The organism is Neorhizobium sp. P1_A6, assembly GCF_056406795.1.
Genome location: NZ_JBFTZM010000005.1, coordinates 134,130 through 152,202 on the forward strand (window position 1 = coordinate 134,130; position 18,073 = coordinate 152,202).

Here is an 18,073-nt window from a genome sequence, read left to right on the forward strand (position 1 = left end):
TTCCTAAGCTTCTGCACTTCAATTCGTCGCATTTTTCAACTAGCCTCCGGGCCGGCAGACTACCGGAGGCGAAGGCTTATTATGGCGAATGCGACAGTGGACGATTTGGACGCGTCTGAAACGAACCGCGGCGGTTATGCCTATAAACTGTCCAATCCCGCATCGTTTTTATGGACGATGCTGATCTTCCTGATCATCGTCGGTTTCGTCGCGTCGATCCTCTACCGCCAGGCTGCGCATGCCTTCCAGACCAATCCGGGCCTGAACGGCCTCATTCTCGGCGTTCTCCTGATCGGCGTGATTCTGGTTTTCAACCAGGTGATCGCCCTGATGCCGGAAGTGCGCTGGTTCAATTCCTTCCGCGCCGCCGGTAACGCCGACAAGGTCGGTCGCGAACCGCGCCTTCTGGCGCCGATGCGCACCCTGATCGGCAGCCGCCGCAGAATGGCGCTGTCCACCAATGCCTTCCGCTCCATCCTCGACACGATCGGCACGCGCCTCGACGAATCACGCGACACCTCGCGTTATCTCATCGGCCTGCTCGTTTTTCTCGGCCTTCTCGGCACGTTCTGGGGCCTCATCCAGACCATCGGCTCGATCAGCAACGTGATCGGGGCGCTCGACCCGAATTCCGGCAGTTCCAACGACGTGCTCGCCGCCATCAAGAGCGGCCTTGCCCAGCCTTTGACCGGCATGGGCACGGCGTTTTCGTCCTCGCTGCTCGGCCTTTCCGGATCACTGATCCTGGGCTTCCTCGACCTGCAGGCCGGCCGCGCCCAGAATCGCTTCTACACGGAACTCGAAAACTGGCTGTCTTCGGTGACCGATCTCGGATCGGACATGCCGCCGGTCGTCGCCGAAACCCTGGCGAGCGGCTCTTCGGAAGATTTGAGGGCGCTGACGGAGCAGCTGCGTGCACTCGCATCCGCCCAGACCAAGGGCCCTGTCGACGCCCATCAGAACGAGCGGTCGCTGTCGGCCATGGCCAATCTTGCCGAAGGCATCCAGGGCCTCGTCAAGAACATGCGCAACGAACAGCAGATGTTGCGCGACTGGATCGAGGCGCAGCAGGAGGAATCGAAGGCTTTGCGCCGCACGCTCGATCGGCTTTCCGACAAGATCGGGGGGAAGTAAGCGATGGCGCTTGGCAAGAGCCGCCGCCGGGAGCGGGGCGTCGACTATTGGCCGGGTTTCGTGGATGCGCTGTCCACGCTGCTGCTCGCCATCATGTTCCTGCTCACGGTGTTCGTGCTGGCGCAGTTCCTGCTCAGCCGTGAAATCACCGGCCGCGACGAGGTGCTGAACCGGCTGAACAGCCAGATCGCCGAGCTGACGGAACTGCTGGCGCTCGAAAAAGGCAATAACCAGGATGTCGAGGATCAGCTTGCCAACCTGCAGTCGTCGCTCGCCACCGCCGAGGCCGACCGCTCGCGCCTGCAGCAGCTTCTGAGCCAGGGCACCGGCAATAGCAGCGCCGCCAATGCCCGCATCGGCGACCTCACCAACCAGCTCAACCAGGAACAACAGTTGAGTGCCCGCGCCGCAAGCCAGGTCGAGCTGCTCAACCAGCAGATCGCGGCGCTGCGGGCCCAGATTGCGGCAGTCGAACAGGCGTTGCAGGCCTCGGAAGCAAAGGATGCCTCGTCGCAGGCACAGATCTCCGATCTCGGCCGGCGCCTTAACGTCGCGCTGGCGCAGCGCGTCCAGGAACTGAACCGCTACCGCTCGGATTTCTTTGGCCGGTTGCGGGAGATTCTCTCCGACCGCGAGAACATCCGTATCGTTGGAGACCGTTTCGTGTTCCAGTCGGAGGTGCTCTTTCCGGTCGGCGGCAACGAGCTCGATCCGGCCGGTCGGGTCGAGATGGACAAGCTTGCGGCGGCGCTGCTGGATCTTGCCAAGGAAATACCGGCCGAGATCAACTGGGTGCTGCGCGTCGATGGTCACACCGACAATTCGCCGCTTACCGGCACCGGCCGTTATCGCGACAACTGGGAGCTTTCCTCGGCCCGTGCCACGTCGGTGGTCAAATACCTGATCTCCAAGGGCGTGCCGGCCAACCGGCTCGTCGCTGCCGGCTTCGGCGAGTTCCAGCCGCTCGCCCAAGGCGATACGCCCGACGCCCGCTCCCAGAACCGCCGCATCGAGCTGAAGCTCACCGAGCGGTAAGCCTGGTCATTTTCGTATTCATTGAAGGCCGCTAAATCCAGGCGGCGGGGAAGAACCCAAGGGATGGCCGAAGACAAGCCGGATATGAGCGTCCTTCTGAAGGAGGTCGCGGAAAGCCCGAAACGCGACAACAGCGTCTATCACAAGGCGATGGCCGAGGCGCGCCAGGCGTTCGAAGAGGCGGAGGCTGCTCTCGGCGGGCCGGTCGAGGTGCGGACCAAGACCAAGGTGAAGCGCAACGGCGACTACGTGGTGAAGTGGACGTTCAGGCGCCTGGACTAGGTATTTTCCGCCGCGATGGAATGGGTGGTCGACGTGAAGCCCAGCCGCTCCAGGCCGCGACGCACCTCGGGCGCGTTCATGAACAGGCGCCACAGCAGGCCGGATCGATAATTCTCGATCATCGCGATGATCGGGCCCTGGTCGATGGCAAGATATGTGCCGGCCACCCAGTCTGCCTTCGGGGCGAAGGCATCGACGAAGCCGAATGCACCGAGCAGCTTGCCATCGCCATACCGAAGCAATGCGCGCATGGCGCTTTCTGCCTCGGCGGGCAGGAAGGGGAAACTCGACAGGGCGGCGGTCGGGGCGATGACGCCGCGATCGAATGTCGGCGAATGGGCGCCATATCCTTGCGGTCCGTCGGATGCGCTGAGGCCCCAGACGCCGGCATTCGCGTAATCGGGCACGGCCAGGCAATAATCGTGGTTGATGCGCGTATGGGCCACGGCCTGGCTGTGGTAGTCGCTGCAATAGCGGTCGCTAAGGCCTCTCGGGTCCAGCGTGCAGAACGAATAATGCGAGATGAAGAGCGGACCACCATAGGGCTCGCCAAGCGGAAGTTCGGTTCCGAGGTAAGTCGCGCCGTTGCGCATGGCGCCAGACCGGGCCCAGCCCGCATGGTAGCTCTCCGGCTTGATCGGATGGGTGTTGGAGCCGGCCGCCAGGACATAACAGGACAAGGCCTCGTTCCAGCCGCGGATCGGCAGGTTCATGGCCCAGTCGTAGTTCGGGCTCCAGTGCCAGTAGAGGGCTTCATCCTTGCCGCGGGTGAACCAGTTCCATTCCACCTCGTCGAACAATCGCGTGATATCCACCCGCAATTTCGCTTCCCGAGCGGTCCCACCGGCGAAATATTCCCGCGCGCAGATCAGGCCTTGCATCAGCAGCGTCGTTTCGACGAGGTCGCCGCCGTCGTCCCGTCCGGAGAAGCGGATGACGTCGTTCGTCGAGCCGTCGATGAAATGCGCGAATGCCCCGCGGAAAGTTGGGGAGTGCCTCAGATGATCGATGATGGTCGATATGCGTGCCAGTGCCTGCGAACGGGTGATCCACTGGCGTTCGCAGGCGACGATGATAGCAAGCACCCCAAAGCCGACGCCGCTGACCGATACGATGCCGGGAGAAGGCGCGCCCGAAACGAAGCACTTGTCGAACGGCAGCCCTGATTCGGGATGGGCACCATCCCAGAAGAAGCGAAAGGTTTGGGACTGTATCTTGTCGAGGCAATCGTCGAGGGTTGGGCTGGGCGGCAATTGACTGAAATTCATGATCTCAAGCTTCTGGCGGCAATGGTATCTGCGATACTAGCGGTTCTACAGCAGGTAGGCACTCGGCGCGCCCGGTTCACTTCCAGCTTAAGCCAAGTGAAACACGTTGGCGTGAAGGATCAGAGCGCCGTGGCGCTCTGCCGTTCGATATCGTGGAACTGCAGCCGTGCAAGCTTGGCATAGAGGCCGCCCTCGGTGATCAGGCTTTGATGGGTGCCTTCTTCGACGATCCGCCCGTCTTCCAGCACGAGGATGCGGTCGGCTTTGAGAACGGTCGCCAGCCGATGCGCGATGACCAAAGTGGTGCGGTTCTTCATCAGTCCGTCGAGCGCCTTCTGGACCAGCGTTTCACTTTCCGCGTCGAGTGCCGAAGTCGCCTCATCGAGCAGCAGGACCGGAGCGTCCTTGAGAATTGCGCGGGCGATGGCGATGCGCTGGCGCTGGCCACCGGAAAGGGTGATGCCGCGCTCGCCGGCCATGGTGTCGTAGCCGTTGTCGAGCCGCGAGATGAACTCATCTGCCTGGGCGGCTTTTGCCGCGGCGCGGACAGCCTCGCGGCTGGCATCCGGAGCGCTGAAGGCGATGTTATCGTGGATGGAGGCGGCGAAGATGGTCACGTCCTGGGGCACGATGGCGAGGCGGGAACGCAGTTCGGCGAGCCTTGCCTGGCGCAGGTCGATGCCGTCGAGCTTCACCGACCCGGCGGAGGGATCATAAAAGCGCAGCAGCAGCGAGAAGATCGTGCTCTTGCCGGCACCGGACGGCCCGACGATCGCCACCGTCTCGCCGGATTTCACCTTGAAGGACAGGGAATTCAATGTGATGGCGCTGACGCGGGCGGGATAGGCGAAGGAGACCGTCTCGAACTCCACTTCGCCGCGCGGCGGGGAGGGGAGTGCGACAGGGTTTTCGGTGTCGCGGATGGCCGGGACTTCCTGCAGCAGTTCGGTCAGGCGCTCGGCGGCGCCGCCGGCTGCGGAAAGCTCGCCCCAGACTTCGGACAGCTGGCCGAGCGAACTTGCCGCGATCACCGAATAGAGCACGAATTGGCCGAGCGTGCCGGCGGTCATGGTGCCGGCCAGCACGCTCTGGGCGCCGTACCAGAGCACGCCGACGATGCTGCCGAAAACAAGCAGGATGCCGAAGCCGGTCAAAAGCGCGCGGGCCTTGATGGCGGTGCGAGCGGCGTCATAGGCGCTTTCCACCGTGCCGCCGTAACGGCCGTTTGCGGTCGCCTCGCCGCCGAAAGCCTGTACGGTACGGGTCGCGCCGATCACTTCTGATGCGAAGGCGGAGGTCTGGGCAAGCGTGTCCTGGGCGGCGCGGGAGCGTTTTCTGACCGAGCGACCGAAACCGACCAGCGGAAAGACGATCAGCGGGATGGCGCCGAGCACCAGCGCGGAGAGGCGCGGGCTGGTATAGATCATCATAGCCATCGCGCCGAGACAGAGGATGGTATTGCGCAGAGCCTGCGAGGCCGAGGAGCCGAAGGCGGACTTGATCTGGGTCGTGTCGGCGGTCAACCGCGAGACGATCTCGCCGGACTGGTTGACGTCGAAGAAGGACGGCGACAGCGACGTCACATGCGAGAAAACCTCGCGGCGCAGGTCGGCGACGACCCGTTCGCCTATCGTGATGACGTAATAGTAGCGCATGGCGCTTGCGACGGCGAGGAGGGCCGCCAAGGCCAGCAGCATGCCGAAATAGTTGTTGATGAAATGACCGTCGGACGAGGCAAAACCGTGATCGACCATGCGGCGCACGGCAAGCGGCAGAGCGAGCGTCGTAGCTGCGGCGAGCGCCAGGAAAACGATTGCCGCGGCGACCATCGAACGATACCGTGCAAGATAGGGAAGGAGCCTTGCGAGCGGTCTTAAGGCTTTGCCTCTCGGCTGGTTTTCTCGGGCGTCTGCCACGTCATCTCCATAGGCTCGAAAGGCTCATTTCTCGGCCTTGCGGGTACTTGTACTTCCGGCGACCTTCCTGTATAGGCTCCGCATCGAATTGGGAAGCCGTGACCAGACCGGTCTGCGGCTTCATTTATTAAAGAGGCCTCTCGCTCGCAATTGCGACAAATGGACCTCGCAGAGCAGGAATATCGACATGAAGGCTGGCATCCATCCGCAGTATCACGTGATCAAAGTGGTCATGACCGACGGCACCGAGTACGAAACCCGCTCTACCTGGGGTTCGGAAGGCGCAACCATGAACCTGGAAATCGACCCCAAGTCCCATCCGGCTTGGACGGGCGGCAACCAGCAGATGCTGGACCGCGGCGGCCGCGTTTCCAAGTTCAACAAGCGTTTCGGCGGCCTCGGCCTCTAATTTACGCTTCTTGACGGAAGAGTTTCGAAGAGCCTGGCGGAAGCCGGGCTTTTTTCGTTAGCGGTGTTCTGGCGGGGGAGGAGCCGTTGCAAGAGCAATCCGATATTCCGGCCGCATCCCGGCGGATCGTGATCATGGGGAATGGCGGGTCCGGCAAGACCTGGCTGGCACTAAGGCTGGCAGAGCCGCTCGGCCTGTCGCTCGTTCACCTCGACGACGTGCATTGGGAACCGGGTCGCTACGGGATTGCACGCGACCGGGCCGTCGTGCACGAGGATGTCCGGTCGATCGCAGCGGGTGAAGCCTGGCTGATCGAAGGCGTCTACGGCCTCTACGTCGGCATCGCCCTGCCGAGGACAACGACTTTGATCTGGCTTGATCTGAGTGAAGACGAGTGCGTGGCGAATATCATGCGCCGCGGCATCCAGGGCGGCGAGAGCCAGGGGTCATTCGACGGGCTGGTCAAATGGGTGTCGGAATACAGGCTTCGAAAGAACAATTGGAACTCGTTCGATGCTCACCTGAAGCTTTATGAAAGCTTCTTGGGCCAGAAGGCGCGGCTGACGAGCCGGGACGAGATCGATGCCTATGCGGAGAGCCTTCTGCCGATGCCAACCGATAAACATGATTGGCTGAAAGCGGCCGCACAGCGGAGCCACCTCACGGCCGATGCCCTCGATGCCGTCATCGAGGCAGTGGAGCGTGCCGAGATGGACCCGAACATTCGAAGGCGTTGACAGAAATGAAAAGGGCCTACGCTTGGCGTCGGCCCTTCGTTTGATCCTATCAAATAGCGCGACGGCGATCAGTTGCCGAAGGCGGTGCGCAGCAGGTTGAGCTGGGCGCGGACGCTGTTTTCGTTGTCCGGCAGAACCGCCGGGTCGGCCGGGCGGTAGATCTCGCGGTCGAGAATGGCGACGCGGTTCTGGAGCCGCAGCGAACGTTCGACGAGATCGCGGAAACCTTCCGGCAGGTCGAGCCAGCCCGGAGCATTGCGGTCGACGTTGAAGCCGTCGAGGCGGACCTTGCTCTTTTCCGACATGACCTGTTCGCGGCTCATCTCGCCATTGTTGACGGCGCGCTGCAGAAGCAGCCAGGAGGCCATCTGCATGAGGCGGGTGGTCAGCCGCATGGACTCGGCCGCATAGAGAACCGATGCCATGCGCGGCAGAACCTTCGAAGCAGCGCGGCCCGTACCGTCGAGATAGCTCGCGGTCTCCTCGACCAGCGACATACCTTCGGAGTAGAGCGCCTTGAACTGCGAAGACGCAGCGGCACGGCCTGCAAAACTTACGGTATTCAATCCCTGTTCGGACATCGAAATCATCCTGCTCAACGCAATCACATTCAGGCAATGACAACGGCGGATAAAAGTTCCCATGCCGTTCTGACTGACCTGAACATGATACTTATAATGGAAATCCGCAAGGCGTTTCTTAAGGAAAGGTTAATACCCACAAGAAGTGGTAAACAACGGCCATGTTCCTGAAATGAGACGCATTTTGGCGTCCAATACAGCAGTTTGTTTCTGTGGGAAAGCCGGTTGAAACCGGTGCCGGGAGGGTGTCGAAGGCAAAGAGCCTGAGCCGGGCCGGCGCCGCCCTAAAAAAGAAGAGCCGCGGAAAGGCGGCTCTCAAGGTAAAACAGGGAGAAATCAGACCATTCGCCGAATGGTGAAACTGTCTGAGTCCAGGAAACCTGAACGTCTCCATATTCTCCGATGATGATTAATATACTCTTAAAACTAAGGAGAAATACTTAAAGTTTCCGTTGGAGCCCGGCGTTCAGGAACGGAACAGACTGTCGGCCGCGCGCCGGCCTGCAGCCTTCGCCTCCTTCTCGGCCTCCAGCCGGGCGATCTCCTGCCGCAGCAGATCGATTCGCGATTCGAGCTCGTCCACGGACAGCATGGAGAGGTCGCTGCCGAGTTCGTGGGTGGTGGATTTCTTCGGTCGTTCGTCGTCGATGAAGCTCATGATGCCTCCTTTCCGGCACTGGTTTCCGGCCTGACACTATCCGGCGTCGAGCCGCCGGTCTTGGCGCGCGGGTCGAGCGACAGGCTCTCGGGCGTGGCAAGCGGCGAGGTCGAAGCCGGCGCCGTCGTGTAGGCGTCGCGCTCGGCGATCGGAACCGGCGCCCGCTGGCGGCTGCGAATGATAGCATAGGCGGCCACCAGAAGATGCGCCCCGGTCGTCACCGCAAACAGCGCATGCGGACCGGCCCAGGTCATTACCGGGCCGCCGAGCGTCGGGCCGATGATGGTTCCGATCCCATAAAGCAGAAGCAGGCCGCCCGAGACTTTTACGAAGTCCTCGGGAGCGGCAAAGTCGTTGGCATGCGCGACCGCGATCGGATAGAGCGCGTTGGCGGCGGCGCCATAGATCGCTACCAGCACGACGATCTGATAGGTGCCGGTCGGGTGGATGACCAGGATCGCCAGGCCCGCCAGTGCTGCCGCGGCCGAAAGGCCGGCAAGGACGTGGCGGCGGTCCATCCTGTCGGACAGCCGGCCTGCCGGAAACTGCATGATCGCACCGGCGAAGAGGGTGATGCTGACCATCGCCGCCACCGCGCCCTGGTCGAGGCCGGCGCGGGTGGCGAAGACGGCGCCGAGCGTGCCGTAGGCGCCGTTGGCGGTGCCGATCAGCAGGATGCCGATGCAGGAGATGGGCGAGTTGCGGAAGAGGCCGCGCAGATCCAGGCGGGCGCGTTTCAGCGGTTGCGGCGAGGCGGCCTTGGATAGAGTGGTGGGCAGCGCTGCGAGGCTGTAGAAAATGCCGCAGATCATGAACAGCGTCGGTGTCGAAATATCCGCGAACGGCACCATCAACTGGCCGCCGACGACGCCGAAAAGAGTGATCGAGATATAGAACGAAAAGATAGTTCCGCGGCTTTCGCTGGTGGCGCGCTCGTTCAGCCAGCTTTCGATGATCATCGAGGTGCCGGCGGTGCAGAAACCGGTGATGGCGCGCAGGACCAGCCAGGTGTTCTGGTCGACCATCAGCCCGGTCAGCAGCACGTTCAGGCAGATCAGCGACAGGAAGCCGGAAAAGGCGCGGACGTGGCCGATGCGGCGCACCACGTTCGGCGCCACGAAGCAGCCGATCACGAAGCCGGAGGCCCATGTGGTGCCGAGCAAGCCAAGCACTTCGTTGGAATAACCTTCCTGCGCGCCCCGCACCGGCAGAAGCAGGCTCTGCAGGCCATTGCCGAGGAAAAGGAGAAGCGTACCGCAAAGGAGGGCGAGGATTGGAAGGAGGTTTCGTCTCATCTTTGCTACTGTCAGCTCTTTGCGCGAATGCGATCAATCACGGGACCGCAGGCAAGCATTGTTGCATGCGAATGAACCGGGCGTTAACGAAAGCGAAGCGGACTATCTATTCCCCGAATCCCTCCGCATCTATCTGTGGTGGAGCGCAAAAATGTCCAGCCTGTGGCGGATGAGATCGGCAAAGCTTAAATGACAAAGCCAATCGCGGTTCTTCTGATCCTCGCCATGCTGGTACAGATCATCAAGCCGCTCAATCTTCCAGGCTTAAGGCGCCGGAGCGATTTCTGGAGGCTCGCCGTCGTCGCCTTCGCGGTCTGGAGCATTGCGCTGATCCTGCGCGAATTCACCACGCTCTAGAGCCTTTAACCCGGAAAGGCTCTAGACATCGATCGAGCCGCGCATGACGGACACGCAGCGGCCGGTGATGGTGACGTCGGTGACGGTTCCGGCCGCCTTCGCTACATCGAGTTCGATGATGCTGCGGCGGCCCATCTCGACACCCTGCTCGATCGTCAGATGCACCCTGGCATCCGTCTCCGGTGCACGCGTCACCAGGAAGGCGGAGAGGGCGGCAGACGCGCTGCCGGTCGCTGGATCCTCCATGATGTTGTCGAGCGGCGCGAACATGCGGGCGCGGAAGTTCCAGTGCTTTTCCGGGTTGCGGACATAAAGGAAGATGGGGAAGTCGCCTTCGGGACCCTCGTGCTTTGCGGCTGCCTCGTGGAAGACGGTGATGTTCGGCCGGGCGGCGGCAAGTGCTTCGAGGCCATCCAGTTCGGCAATGGCGAAGGCGAGGCCGACGGAGGCGAAGACCGGCTTGTGGGCGGTGGTGCGCACATGTTTCGCATCGATCGAAATGCAGCCGGCGATCAGGCCAGGCTCGATCTCCGAGCCGATTTCCAGCGGCCGCGGTGCGCGGATCGTAGCGCCGATCACACCGGATGCCTCCCGCAGCAACCGGACTTCGACCAGCCCGGCAATCTCCTCGAAACGGAGCGTATCGGCGACCGGCTTGCCGAAAAGGTCGGCGCGCTGGCCAAGCACATAGGCGGTGCCGACATTGGGGTGGCCGGCAAAGGGGATTTCCATCGTCGGGGTGAAGATGCGTACCCGTGCGCTGTTTTCAGGGTTTTCGGGCGGCAGGACGAAGGTGCTTTCGGCGTAACCGAATTCGATGGCGATGTTCTGCATCTGCCGGTCGGTGAGCCCACGCGCATCCGGCACCACGGCGAGCGGATTGCCGGCGAAACGTTCGCTCGTGAAAACATCGACGGTGACGAAATCGGCGGTCGGCATGGCGAAATTCTCCGGGGGCGATGCCGGATTTAAAACTTCATCAACCGCCATGACCAGCCAATGTTTTTGATCGGCATCATCACGGAAATGAAACCGGCCAGCATCGTCGGCTCAGGCAAGGCCGTGATCCCGCATCGCTTTCTCCTCGTCGCCGGTGATATAGGCGAAAATCCTGGGGGTGCCGTCGGCGACAGTCACCAAATAAAAATTGGTGAACCGCACATTGCCAGCCTCGCCCGCCTTGTTGACATAGGAAAAATCCCAGCCGATTTCGGCAAGCGCATGAAGATCGTTGAGGCAGGTGATCTTCACGCCGGTTATGTCCATACGCTTGCCGCCGACCTCGCGATATCGGGCAAAGCCCTGCGGGATCACTTCGCGGAATGCCGCATCATTGGCTCCGCCGAACACAGCCTGCGGTGTCGAGCCGACGAAATAGGCGGCGAAGAACGCTGCGATGCCCGCGATATTCACCGACGCCGCATCCTTGAGGGCATCATTGCTGGTCCGGCCGTACTCGTCAAAAAGCCTGCGGACCCTGGTTTCCATTTCCATCATGGCAACCTCCATTCACGCAATGAACGCCGCTTCGCCCTTTCGGTTCAATTGGATTTTGAGGTGGCGACACAACAGAAAGGCCGCTCCGTTGCCGAAGCGGCCTTCTTCCTCCTCCTTGAAAAGGCGCTCCTCAAGCAGCCTTTTCGAGATCTTTCTTCCAGCTTCCCTTGGCGGCGAGGCTGTTCATCTCGGCGCGATGGGTGAAGGCGCGCTGGCCGGCTGCGACATTCTCGGACTTGCCGCCCCAGGCCTTGAGGGCCTGGTCTTGAAGTGCGCGGCCGTAGGAAAAGGTCAGCCCCCAGGGCAGGTCGTAACCGGAGTTCATCGCCGAAAGATGGGCGGTCGCTTCTTCCGACGACTGACCGCCGGAGAGGAAGGCGATGCCCGGAACCGCGGGCGGAACGGTTGCCTTCAGAACCTTGACGGTGCGCTCGGCCACTTCCTCGACCGAGGCCTTGCGGGCCTTCTTGCCGTCGATGACCATGTTCGGCTTCAGGATCATGCCTTCCAGCTTGACGCGGGCGTCATAGAGGTCGGCGAAGACGGTGCGCAGGACCCATTCGGTCACTTCGGCGCAGGTATCGATGCTGTGGGTCGCCGGTTCGCCATCCATCAGCACTTCCGGCTCGACGATCGGCACGATGCCGGCCTGCTGGCAGAGCGCTGCGTAGCGGGCGAGCGCCTGCGAATTGGCCTTGATCGAGCCCCAGGTCGGCAGCTTCTGCTCGGTGGAGATGGCGATCACGCCGCGCCATTTGGCGAAACGGGCACCGGCTTCATAATATTTGGCGAGCCGCTCGCCGAGGCCGTCGAGGCCCTCGGTGATGGTTTCGCCCGGGAACGCGGCCATCGGCTTGGCGCCGGTATCGACCTTGATACCCGGGATCGACCCGGCGGCCTTGATGATATCGACAAAAGGGGTGCCGTCAGCGGCCTTCTGGTAGAGGGTTTCCTCGTAGAGGATGACGCCCGAGATGCACTTCTTCATGGCGTCGTCGGAGCGGAACAGCATTTCCCGGTAGTCGCGGCGGCTCGTTTCGGTCGATTCGAGATTGATGCTGTCGAAGCGCTTCTTGATGGTGGAGGTCGATTCGTCGGCTGCCAGGAGGCCCTTGCCGTCGGCGACCATCTTCACGGCGATGTCTTCAAGACGTTCAGTCATTTTCGGTTCTCCCAAAGCTCATGAAATGCGGATAACAGAAGTTATTTTAAAGGGAAATCCTACGGTAAGCTATTGAAACGATTGAAATGCTTTCAATCGTTTAAAACATCTAAAATTTTTTAAACCAGTTAACTCGGGAGCGCGCCGCCCTATATGGCACGCGCTCCGTTTCGGAAAATGACAGATCAGGCGGCCTTGATCAGCACCGAGACGCCTGGCAGATCCTTGCCTTCCATCCATTCCAGGAATGCGCCGCCGGCAGTCGAGACATAGGAGAAGTCGTCGGCAGCGCCTGCGTGGTTGAGGGCTGCGACCGTATCGCCGCCGCCTGCGACCGAGGTGAGCTTGCCGGCCCTGGTCTGGGCTGCGGCATGCCTTGCGGCAGCGACCGTCGCCTTGTCGAAAGGCTCGATCTCGAAAGCGCCGAGCGGGCCGTTCCAGACGAGCGTCGAGGCCTTGGAGATCCATTCGTTGACGGCTGCTACCGACTTCGGTCCGACGTCGAGCATCATGGCGTCAGCCGGGATCTTGTCTATATCAATGACTTCGTTGGCGGCACCTGCCTTGAACTCGCGGGCGACGACGCCGTCGACCGGCAGCACGATGGCGCAGTTGGAGGCTTCGGCTTCTGCCATGATCTTGCGGGCGGTGTCGGCAAGGTCGTGCTCGCAGAGCGACTTGCCGACATTGATGCCCTGTGCCGCGATGAACGTGTTGGCCATGCCGCCGCCGATCACCAGCGCGTCGACCCGTTTCACGAGGTTCTGCAGCAGGTCGATCTTGGTGGACACCTTGGCGCCGCCGACGATCGCAACGACCGGGCGGGCCGGATTGCCGAGGCCCTTTTCCAGCGCTTCGAGTTCTTCCTGCATGGTACGGCCGGCATAGGCGGGCAGGTGATGGGCGAGGCCCTCGGTCGAGGCATGGGCGCGGTGGGCTGCGGAGAAGGCGTCGTTGACGAAGATATCGCCGTTCTTGGCGAGCGCCTCGGTGAAGCCCGGGTCGTTCTTTTCCTCGCCCTTGTGGAAACGGGTGTTTTCGAGCAGCAGGATATCGCCGTTCTTCATGCCGGCGATCGCCTGTTCGGCTTCCGGACCGATGCAGTCGGAGGCGAAGAGGATCTTGTGGCCGAGGACCTGGTTGACGGCAGAGACGATCAGCGACAGCGACATGTCGGCGACCGGTTCACCCTTCGGACGACCGAAATGGGCAAGCAGGATGACCTTGGCGCCCTTCTTCGAGAGTTCCAGAATGGTCGGGGCGACGCGCTCGATGCGGGTCGCGTCGGTGACCTTGCCGTCGGCAGCAACGGGAACGTTGAGATCGACGCGCACGAGCACGCGCTTGCCTGCGATATCGGTGAGGTCGTCAAGGGTTTTGAAGGCCGGCATGATGCTAATCCATTTACTCGGAAAGTTCGTAGCGGACCTTACTATGCCTGACCGTCGACGCAAGACGATTGGTTGCAGCCATCGATATTCCGTCTGTCGCGGATACGCCGCACGCCGATTCTACCGCGATAATGCAGCGGGTGGAGGATTTTATTTGAGCTTTCGCTACTCTACGCCGAACCTTCGGGCGGCACGGCGCCCGGTTTCACGGGGAGGTGCTTGCCGCGGTATTTGCGGATCAGATCGCGGACGCGGTGGGCGATCTCGCGCATGTTGATGAAGATCGGCAGATTGGTCGCCGGCTCCACGGGCTCCAGCGAAATGCCGATGCTGCGCACATGTTCGTGCTCGTCGAGTTCGCGCACAATCAGGATGATCGAGCCGAAGCGGATGCGGTCGGCATAATCCGCGCGGCCGCCGAGCCGCGAGGTCACCAGGTCGCCGACGGTCATGTTCTGTTCGTTGGCAGAAAGCAGGCCGGGGCCGTAGGCGGCATCGAGTTCCTTGGCGGGCCTCGTCGGCGAGATCGCGAACGCGCCGAAAAATTCCGCGTCGTCCTCGTCGACCGGCACCTGGCTTGCGAAGATGCGGTCCAGCAGCTTCGAATAGGCGGGCGAGATGAACAGGTAGACCTGGTCGTTCTCCTTCAGCCGGCCGGCATATTGGTAACGCATGCTGCGGCCATCGCGGATGACCAGCGATGGCATGGCCCAGCGGGGGATGCGTTCGCCCTGCAGGATCGGGCTGTCCTTCATGACGCGGTAGGAGATCAGCTCGTGATGGGCGGTGCCCGGCAGGTCGAGCTCGATCTTGTCGACGGCGCCGATGCGCGGCGGAATGATGAGGCCGAGCTTGTGGGCGACCGGCTTGATCGTCCAGCCCTGGACGAGCAGGGAGACCAGCACGATGATGAAGGTGGTGTTGAAGAAAAGCTGGCCGTTTTCGACGCCGCTCAAGACCGGCATGATCGCGAGCAGAATGGAGACCGCGCCGCGCAGGCCGACCCAGGCGAGGAAGCTGGTCTCCTGCTGGGTGAAATCATAGGGCAGCAGGCTGAGCCACACGGCGATCGGCCGAGCGACGAAGATCAGGAAGAGCGCCAGCCCGATCGCCGGCAGAAGGATGGCCGGGAATTGCGAGGGCGTGGCGAGCAGGCCGAGCACCAGGAACATGATGATCTGCGCAAGCCAGGTCAGCCCTTCGTTGAAGCGGATGATCTGGGGTTTCGCGAACATCTTGCGATTGCCGGAATAGATGCCGGCGACATAGACCGCCAGGAAGCCGCTGCCGCCCATCGCGCCGGTGAAGGAAAAGACCAGAAGCGCCAGCGTCAGCACGAAGATCGGCGCCAGGCCCCGGTCCGATGTGAAGCGGTTCAGCACCCAGACGATCATCATGCCGCCGAACAGGCCGCAGATGACGCCGAGCCCCATTTCCTCGACGAACAGGAAAAGGAAATGCAGGTCGAGGCCGGAAAGGCCCTGGCCGGTCGCCAGAAGCTCGGCGAGCGCAATCGTCAGGAAGATCGCCATCGGATCGTTGGTGCCGGACTCGACTTCGAGCGTCGAGCGCACCTTGTCGCGGATGTTGATGCCGCTGACGCGCAGCAGGAAGAAGACGGCGGCGGCATCCGTCGAGGCGACGATCGAGCCGAGCAGCAGGCCTTCGAGCCAGTTGAAATTGAGAAGGATCATCGCCCCGAGGGCGAAGATGCCGGTCGTCAGCAGCACCCCAACCGACGCAAGCGTGATCGCCGGAGCCGCGGCAAGGCGGAACGAGTGGATAGGGGTCATGAAGCCGGAATCGAACAGCACGATCGCCAGCGCCAGCGATCCCAGCATGAAGGTGAAGGAATAGTTCTCGAACCGGATGCCGAGGCCGTCGACGCCGGCGAGCAGGCCGATCGACAGGAAGATCAGCAGGAGGGGAGCGCCGAAGCGGAAGGCGAGGAGGCTCGAAAGGGCAGCCGCCAGCACCAGGACCGTGCCGACCAGCAGGACGATATAAAAAGCCTCCACCTATAAGTCCCTTCCTTCGCACCTCTCGCCGACACCATCCCCGTCCGCAGCCCCGGAACGGAACTGTGCCACGCCGCAACGCGGCCATGCAAGAATGGGGCAGATCCCGGCCGAGGGCCAGGCGAATCGACTGATCGATTAGGCGGGAACAATTCCGGCAAGAGAAGGGCAGGGGATAAAAAAGACGGACCAGTGCCTTGGTGCCGGCGGCTTTTCACTTTTCTGCCCAGCGTCCTGTCCCAAAACCGGTACCCACTTTTGGGGGCGCTGGATTATCGGAGAGCCCACACGAATGCGGAACCTCAATAGATTTTAAGTAGGTGGCTCCGCATTCGCGTGGCCTTCGGCGTCTTTTCGAGGCTTCCGGCCCCTACAGGTGATCATCTCGCCTCGCTGCGTGGCTTCGTTCTCGCCCATCCTTTCGGGACAGGCCTGCCACTTGCACGGCTCAACCGAACCGGACATGGCTGTCCGGGGGAGGCTTGATAGGAATGGTCGTCTTTCGACTTGCACTCCATGGCTTTCACCTCTTCCACCATCCCCGCACGTTACGGTTCTGATGAAAGCGCCGGCCCCCGCCTGCCCGCGAACGTCTCGCGAAACACTCCGGCGACGGAAGCGAGGGGATTGTAGGCATGGGTTGGAGGGGTGGGGAAATTGGAGGGTGGAAAAATTTGGCGGTAGCGCGTCGTAGTTCAGGACTCTTGTTTGGTTTCCTCGGAAGGAAGGTTCAATTACCGCCTCGTTTGAAGCGATTCTTGAATTGTTGTGGAGGGACGGCAGCTATGCGCCTCCAACTTGGTCATTCCAAGGTTAGGCAAGATTTTCCAAAAGCTGCCACTGGAGCGAAATTCTCCAAGAATGTATGACGTAAGGGAACAATGGCGCAGGGCTGATTTTAGTGGTGCCGGATGGTGAGGCGATGGCGAAGACCACCGATGAGCGCAGTGATCTAACGGACTTGGTCGACTATCCGCGCGAGACGCTCGATATTGAGCTCAAGGACTGGATCGACCTTGGTGACAAGGTCGCGCAAGCCAAGCTCGCACGGCATATCGCCGCGCTCGCCAACCATGGCGGCGGCTATCTCGTCTTCGGATTTCGCGATGATGAAAGCATCGGGCCTTATCGGCCGACGGACCTTTCAGGATATAACAGGGACACATTCGGCCGAATCGTCACCCGATACCTGACACCCGCCTTCCAGTGCGATGTCCAACTCGTTCAGTCGAGCGCCGGCCTCATTTATCCGGTCGTGCGCGTGCCCTCGCACGGATCGACACCGGTCGGAGCCAAGGCTGATGGTCCACACGATCCGAAGGGCCAGCCGCAAGGGATCCGGGCGGGCACCTACTATGTCCGTAAACCCGGACCGAAAAGCGAAGCGGCGATAGGCATCGAGGACTGGCAATTGTTGATCCGGCGCTGCGTTCTCTTCGACCGCGACAGTCTGCTCGCGGATATTGCCCGTGCCGTCCAGGCCAGCTCAGAACCATCCGCGCCCGCGATGGAAGATCGATTGAAGAACTGGCATGATGAGAGCGGGTCGCGCTGGCGAGCGATCGTCGATAAGGCGGTCGCGTTGCGCTGGCTGGTCGATATCGGTGCCAATCATTGCCAGTTGAGCTATTTAATCCTGTCCGATACCGGTATCGAGATACCGGCGCGTGAGGTGCAGCATGTTCTCGAACAGGTGAACCGCGACGTCCGCCAGACAGTCTGGACCGGATGGAGCATGTTCTACCCCTTCACGCGGCCTGAGATCGCGGCCGCGCTGCACCCAGAGTTCGACGATGGTAGCGGTGTCGACGTGCTGGAGAGCAATCTCGTTGGTGACGGAGACTTCGATACGAGCCTACCCGACTATTGGCGCTACGCCGTTGATGGCCGGGCAACTATTATCCGACCCTATCGCGAAGATCGCCAACGGACTGTCGAGGGGAAGGGGCGTCCGGCCGGTACTTGGCTCAGCCCTGAAACTGTGATTCGCGAAACAGCCGAGCTGGTAACGCACGCTCGGATCATGGCCGAACGATACGGCGGCAGCCGCGTCGCCTTTCGATGTACTTGGCGCGGCTTGGCCGGGCGCGAGATCGATGACTTCGGGGATACCTATTGGTCACCCGGTCGGCATGCGCGTGCCGATCAACGCACCACCATCGGTACTTGGGATGTGCCGGTCCTTGCCGTTAATTGGCATGAGGTGGTCGCCCAGCTTTCCTGTCCGGTCCTCAGCCTGTTCGGCCTTTCCGAGTGCGGCGCCGAGCTGGTTGCCCGGCTTGCTCCGCGGTTCATCAAATTATGAGCTTTGTTCTGGCGCTTGCGATCGATGG

Annotated in this window: 17 protein-coding genes; 7 read left to right on the forward strand and 10 right to left on the reverse strand. The window is 61.7% G+C overall.

The genetic code is table 11. The features are described from left to right. The first annotated feature begins 81 nt into the window (after positions 1-81). From AC1D3C_RS12370 to AC1D3C_RS12380, 3 genes are all read left to right on the forward strand, one after another. Positions 82-1,134 (forward strand): flagellar motor protein MotA, encoded by a 1,053-nt coding sequence (locus AC1D3C_RS12370; protein ID WP_477483094.1) that lies wholly within the window; start codon positions 82-84, stop codon positions 1,132-1,134. Between the two features lie 3 nt (positions 1,135-1,137). Next, a complete protein-coding gene (locus tag AC1D3C_RS12375; protein ID WP_247036111.1) occupies positions 1,138-2,169 on the forward strand; it encodes a peptidoglycan -binding protein in 1,032 nt (343 codons plus the stop codon). A 63-nt stretch (positions 2,170-2,232) separates the two neighbouring features. After that, complete coding sequence (locus tag AC1D3C_RS12380; protein ID WP_477483095.1) at positions 2,233-2,451, forward strand: hypothetical protein; 219 nt, start codon at positions 2,233-2,235, stop codon at positions 2,449-2,451. Here AC1D3C_RS12380 and AC1D3C_RS12385 read toward each other — a convergent pair. Continuing rightward, positions 2,448-3,719, reverse strand: coding sequence for a glucoamylase family protein (locus tag AC1D3C_RS12385; RefSeq protein WP_477483096.1), 1,272 nt, complete (start codon positions 3,717-3,719; stop codon positions 2,448-2,450). The genes AC1D3C_RS12380 and AC1D3C_RS12385 overlap by 4 nt on opposite strands. Positions 3,720-3,838: 119 nt before the next feature. After that, positions 3,839-5,635, reverse strand: coding sequence for an ABC transporter transmembrane domain-containing protein (locus AC1D3C_RS12390; protein WP_477483097.1), 1,797 nt, complete (start codon positions 5,633-5,635; stop codon positions 3,839-3,841). Between the two features lie 187 nt (positions 5,636-5,822). Here AC1D3C_RS12390 and rpmE point away from each other — a divergent pair, with 187 nt between their 5' ends. Further along, entirely contained in the window at positions 5,823-6,044 is a 222-nt protein-coding gene (rpmE, locus tag AC1D3C_RS12395; protein ID WP_007775493.1) for a 50S ribosomal protein L31, read from the forward strand. A gap of 86 nt (positions 6,045-6,130) precedes the next feature. Beyond that, on the forward strand, positions 6,131-6,781 hold the full coding sequence (locus tag AC1D3C_RS12400) for a P-loop NTPase family protein (protein WP_477483098.1): 651 nt from the start codon (positions 6,131-6,133) through the stop codon (positions 6,779-6,781). Positions 6,782-6,849: 68 nt separating this feature from the next. On the opposite strand, the gene rcdA is transcribed toward AC1D3C_RS12400, so the two are convergent. The 3 genes from rcdA to AC1D3C_RS12415 form a co-directional block, all read right to left on the reverse strand. After that, the gene (rcdA, locus tag AC1D3C_RS12405; protein WP_037077074.1) at positions 6,850-7,362 is read right to left on the reverse strand and encodes a protease adaptor protein RcdA; all 513 of its coding nucleotides are present in this window, start codon (positions 7,360-7,362) and stop codon (positions 6,850-6,852) included. 466 nt (positions 7,363-7,828) lie between these two features. Beyond that, positions 7,829-8,020: a DUF1192 domain-containing protein gene (locus AC1D3C_RS12410; protein ID WP_477483099.1), complete on the reverse strand. Its 192-nt coding sequence runs from the start codon at positions 8,018-8,020 to the stop codon at positions 7,829-7,831. Further along, complete coding sequence (locus AC1D3C_RS12415; RefSeq protein WP_477483100.1) at positions 8,017-9,315, reverse strand: MFS transporter; 1,299 nt, start codon at positions 9,313-9,315, stop codon at positions 8,017-8,019. The genes AC1D3C_RS12410 and AC1D3C_RS12415 overlap by 4 nt, the downstream gene beginning before the upstream one ends. A gap of 189 nt (positions 9,316-9,504) precedes the next feature. Between AC1D3C_RS12415 and AC1D3C_RS12420 the strand changes: the two genes are divergently transcribed. After that, positions 9,505-9,672: a hypothetical protein gene (locus AC1D3C_RS12420; RefSeq protein WP_167551677.1), complete on the forward strand. Its 168-nt coding sequence runs from the start codon at positions 9,505-9,507 to the stop codon at positions 9,670-9,672. A 21-nt stretch (positions 9,673-9,693) separates the two neighbouring features. Here AC1D3C_RS12420 and AC1D3C_RS12425 read toward each other — a convergent pair whose 3' ends face one another. The 5 genes from AC1D3C_RS12425 to AC1D3C_RS12445 form a co-directional block, all read right to left on the reverse strand. Continuing rightward, positions 9,694-10,611 carry a PhzF family phenazine biosynthesis protein gene (locus AC1D3C_RS12425; protein ID WP_477483101.1) on the reverse strand — a complete coding sequence of 306 codons (918 nt, stop codon included), beginning with the start codon at positions 10,609-10,611 and terminating at the stop codon, positions 9,694-9,696. Positions 10,612-10,722: 111 nt separating this feature from the next. Continuing rightward, a complete protein-coding gene (locus tag AC1D3C_RS12430) occupies positions 10,723-11,169 on the reverse strand; it encodes a hypothetical protein (protein ID WP_247137433.1) in 447 nt (148 codons plus the stop codon). Between the two features lie 130 nt (positions 11,170-11,299). Beyond that, entirely contained in the window at positions 11,300-12,331 is a 1,032-nt protein-coding gene (locus AC1D3C_RS12435; protein WP_247137434.1) for a class I fructose-bisphosphate aldolase, read from the reverse strand. Positions 12,332-12,516: 185 nt separating this feature from the next. Further along, positions 12,517-13,722: a phosphoglycerate kinase gene (locus AC1D3C_RS12440; RefSeq protein WP_477483102.1), complete on the reverse strand. Its 1,206-nt coding sequence runs from the start codon at positions 13,720-13,722 to the stop codon at positions 12,517-12,519. Between the two features lie 170 nt (positions 13,723-13,892). After that, positions 13,893-15,740: a potassium/proton antiporter gene (locus AC1D3C_RS12445; protein ID WP_477483103.1), complete on the reverse strand. Its 1,848-nt coding sequence runs from the start codon at positions 15,738-15,740 to the stop codon at positions 13,893-13,895. A gap of 922 nt (positions 15,741-16,662) precedes the next feature. On the opposite strand from AC1D3C_RS12445, the gene AC1D3C_RS12450 reads away from it, so the two are divergent. Continuing rightward, positions 16,663-18,045 carry an AlbA family DNA-binding domain-containing protein gene (locus tag AC1D3C_RS12450; protein ID WP_477483104.1) on the forward strand — a complete coding sequence of 461 codons (1,383 nt, stop codon included), beginning with the start codon at positions 16,663-16,665 and terminating at the stop codon, positions 18,043-18,045. Positions 18,046-18,073 lie beyond the last annotated feature (28 nt).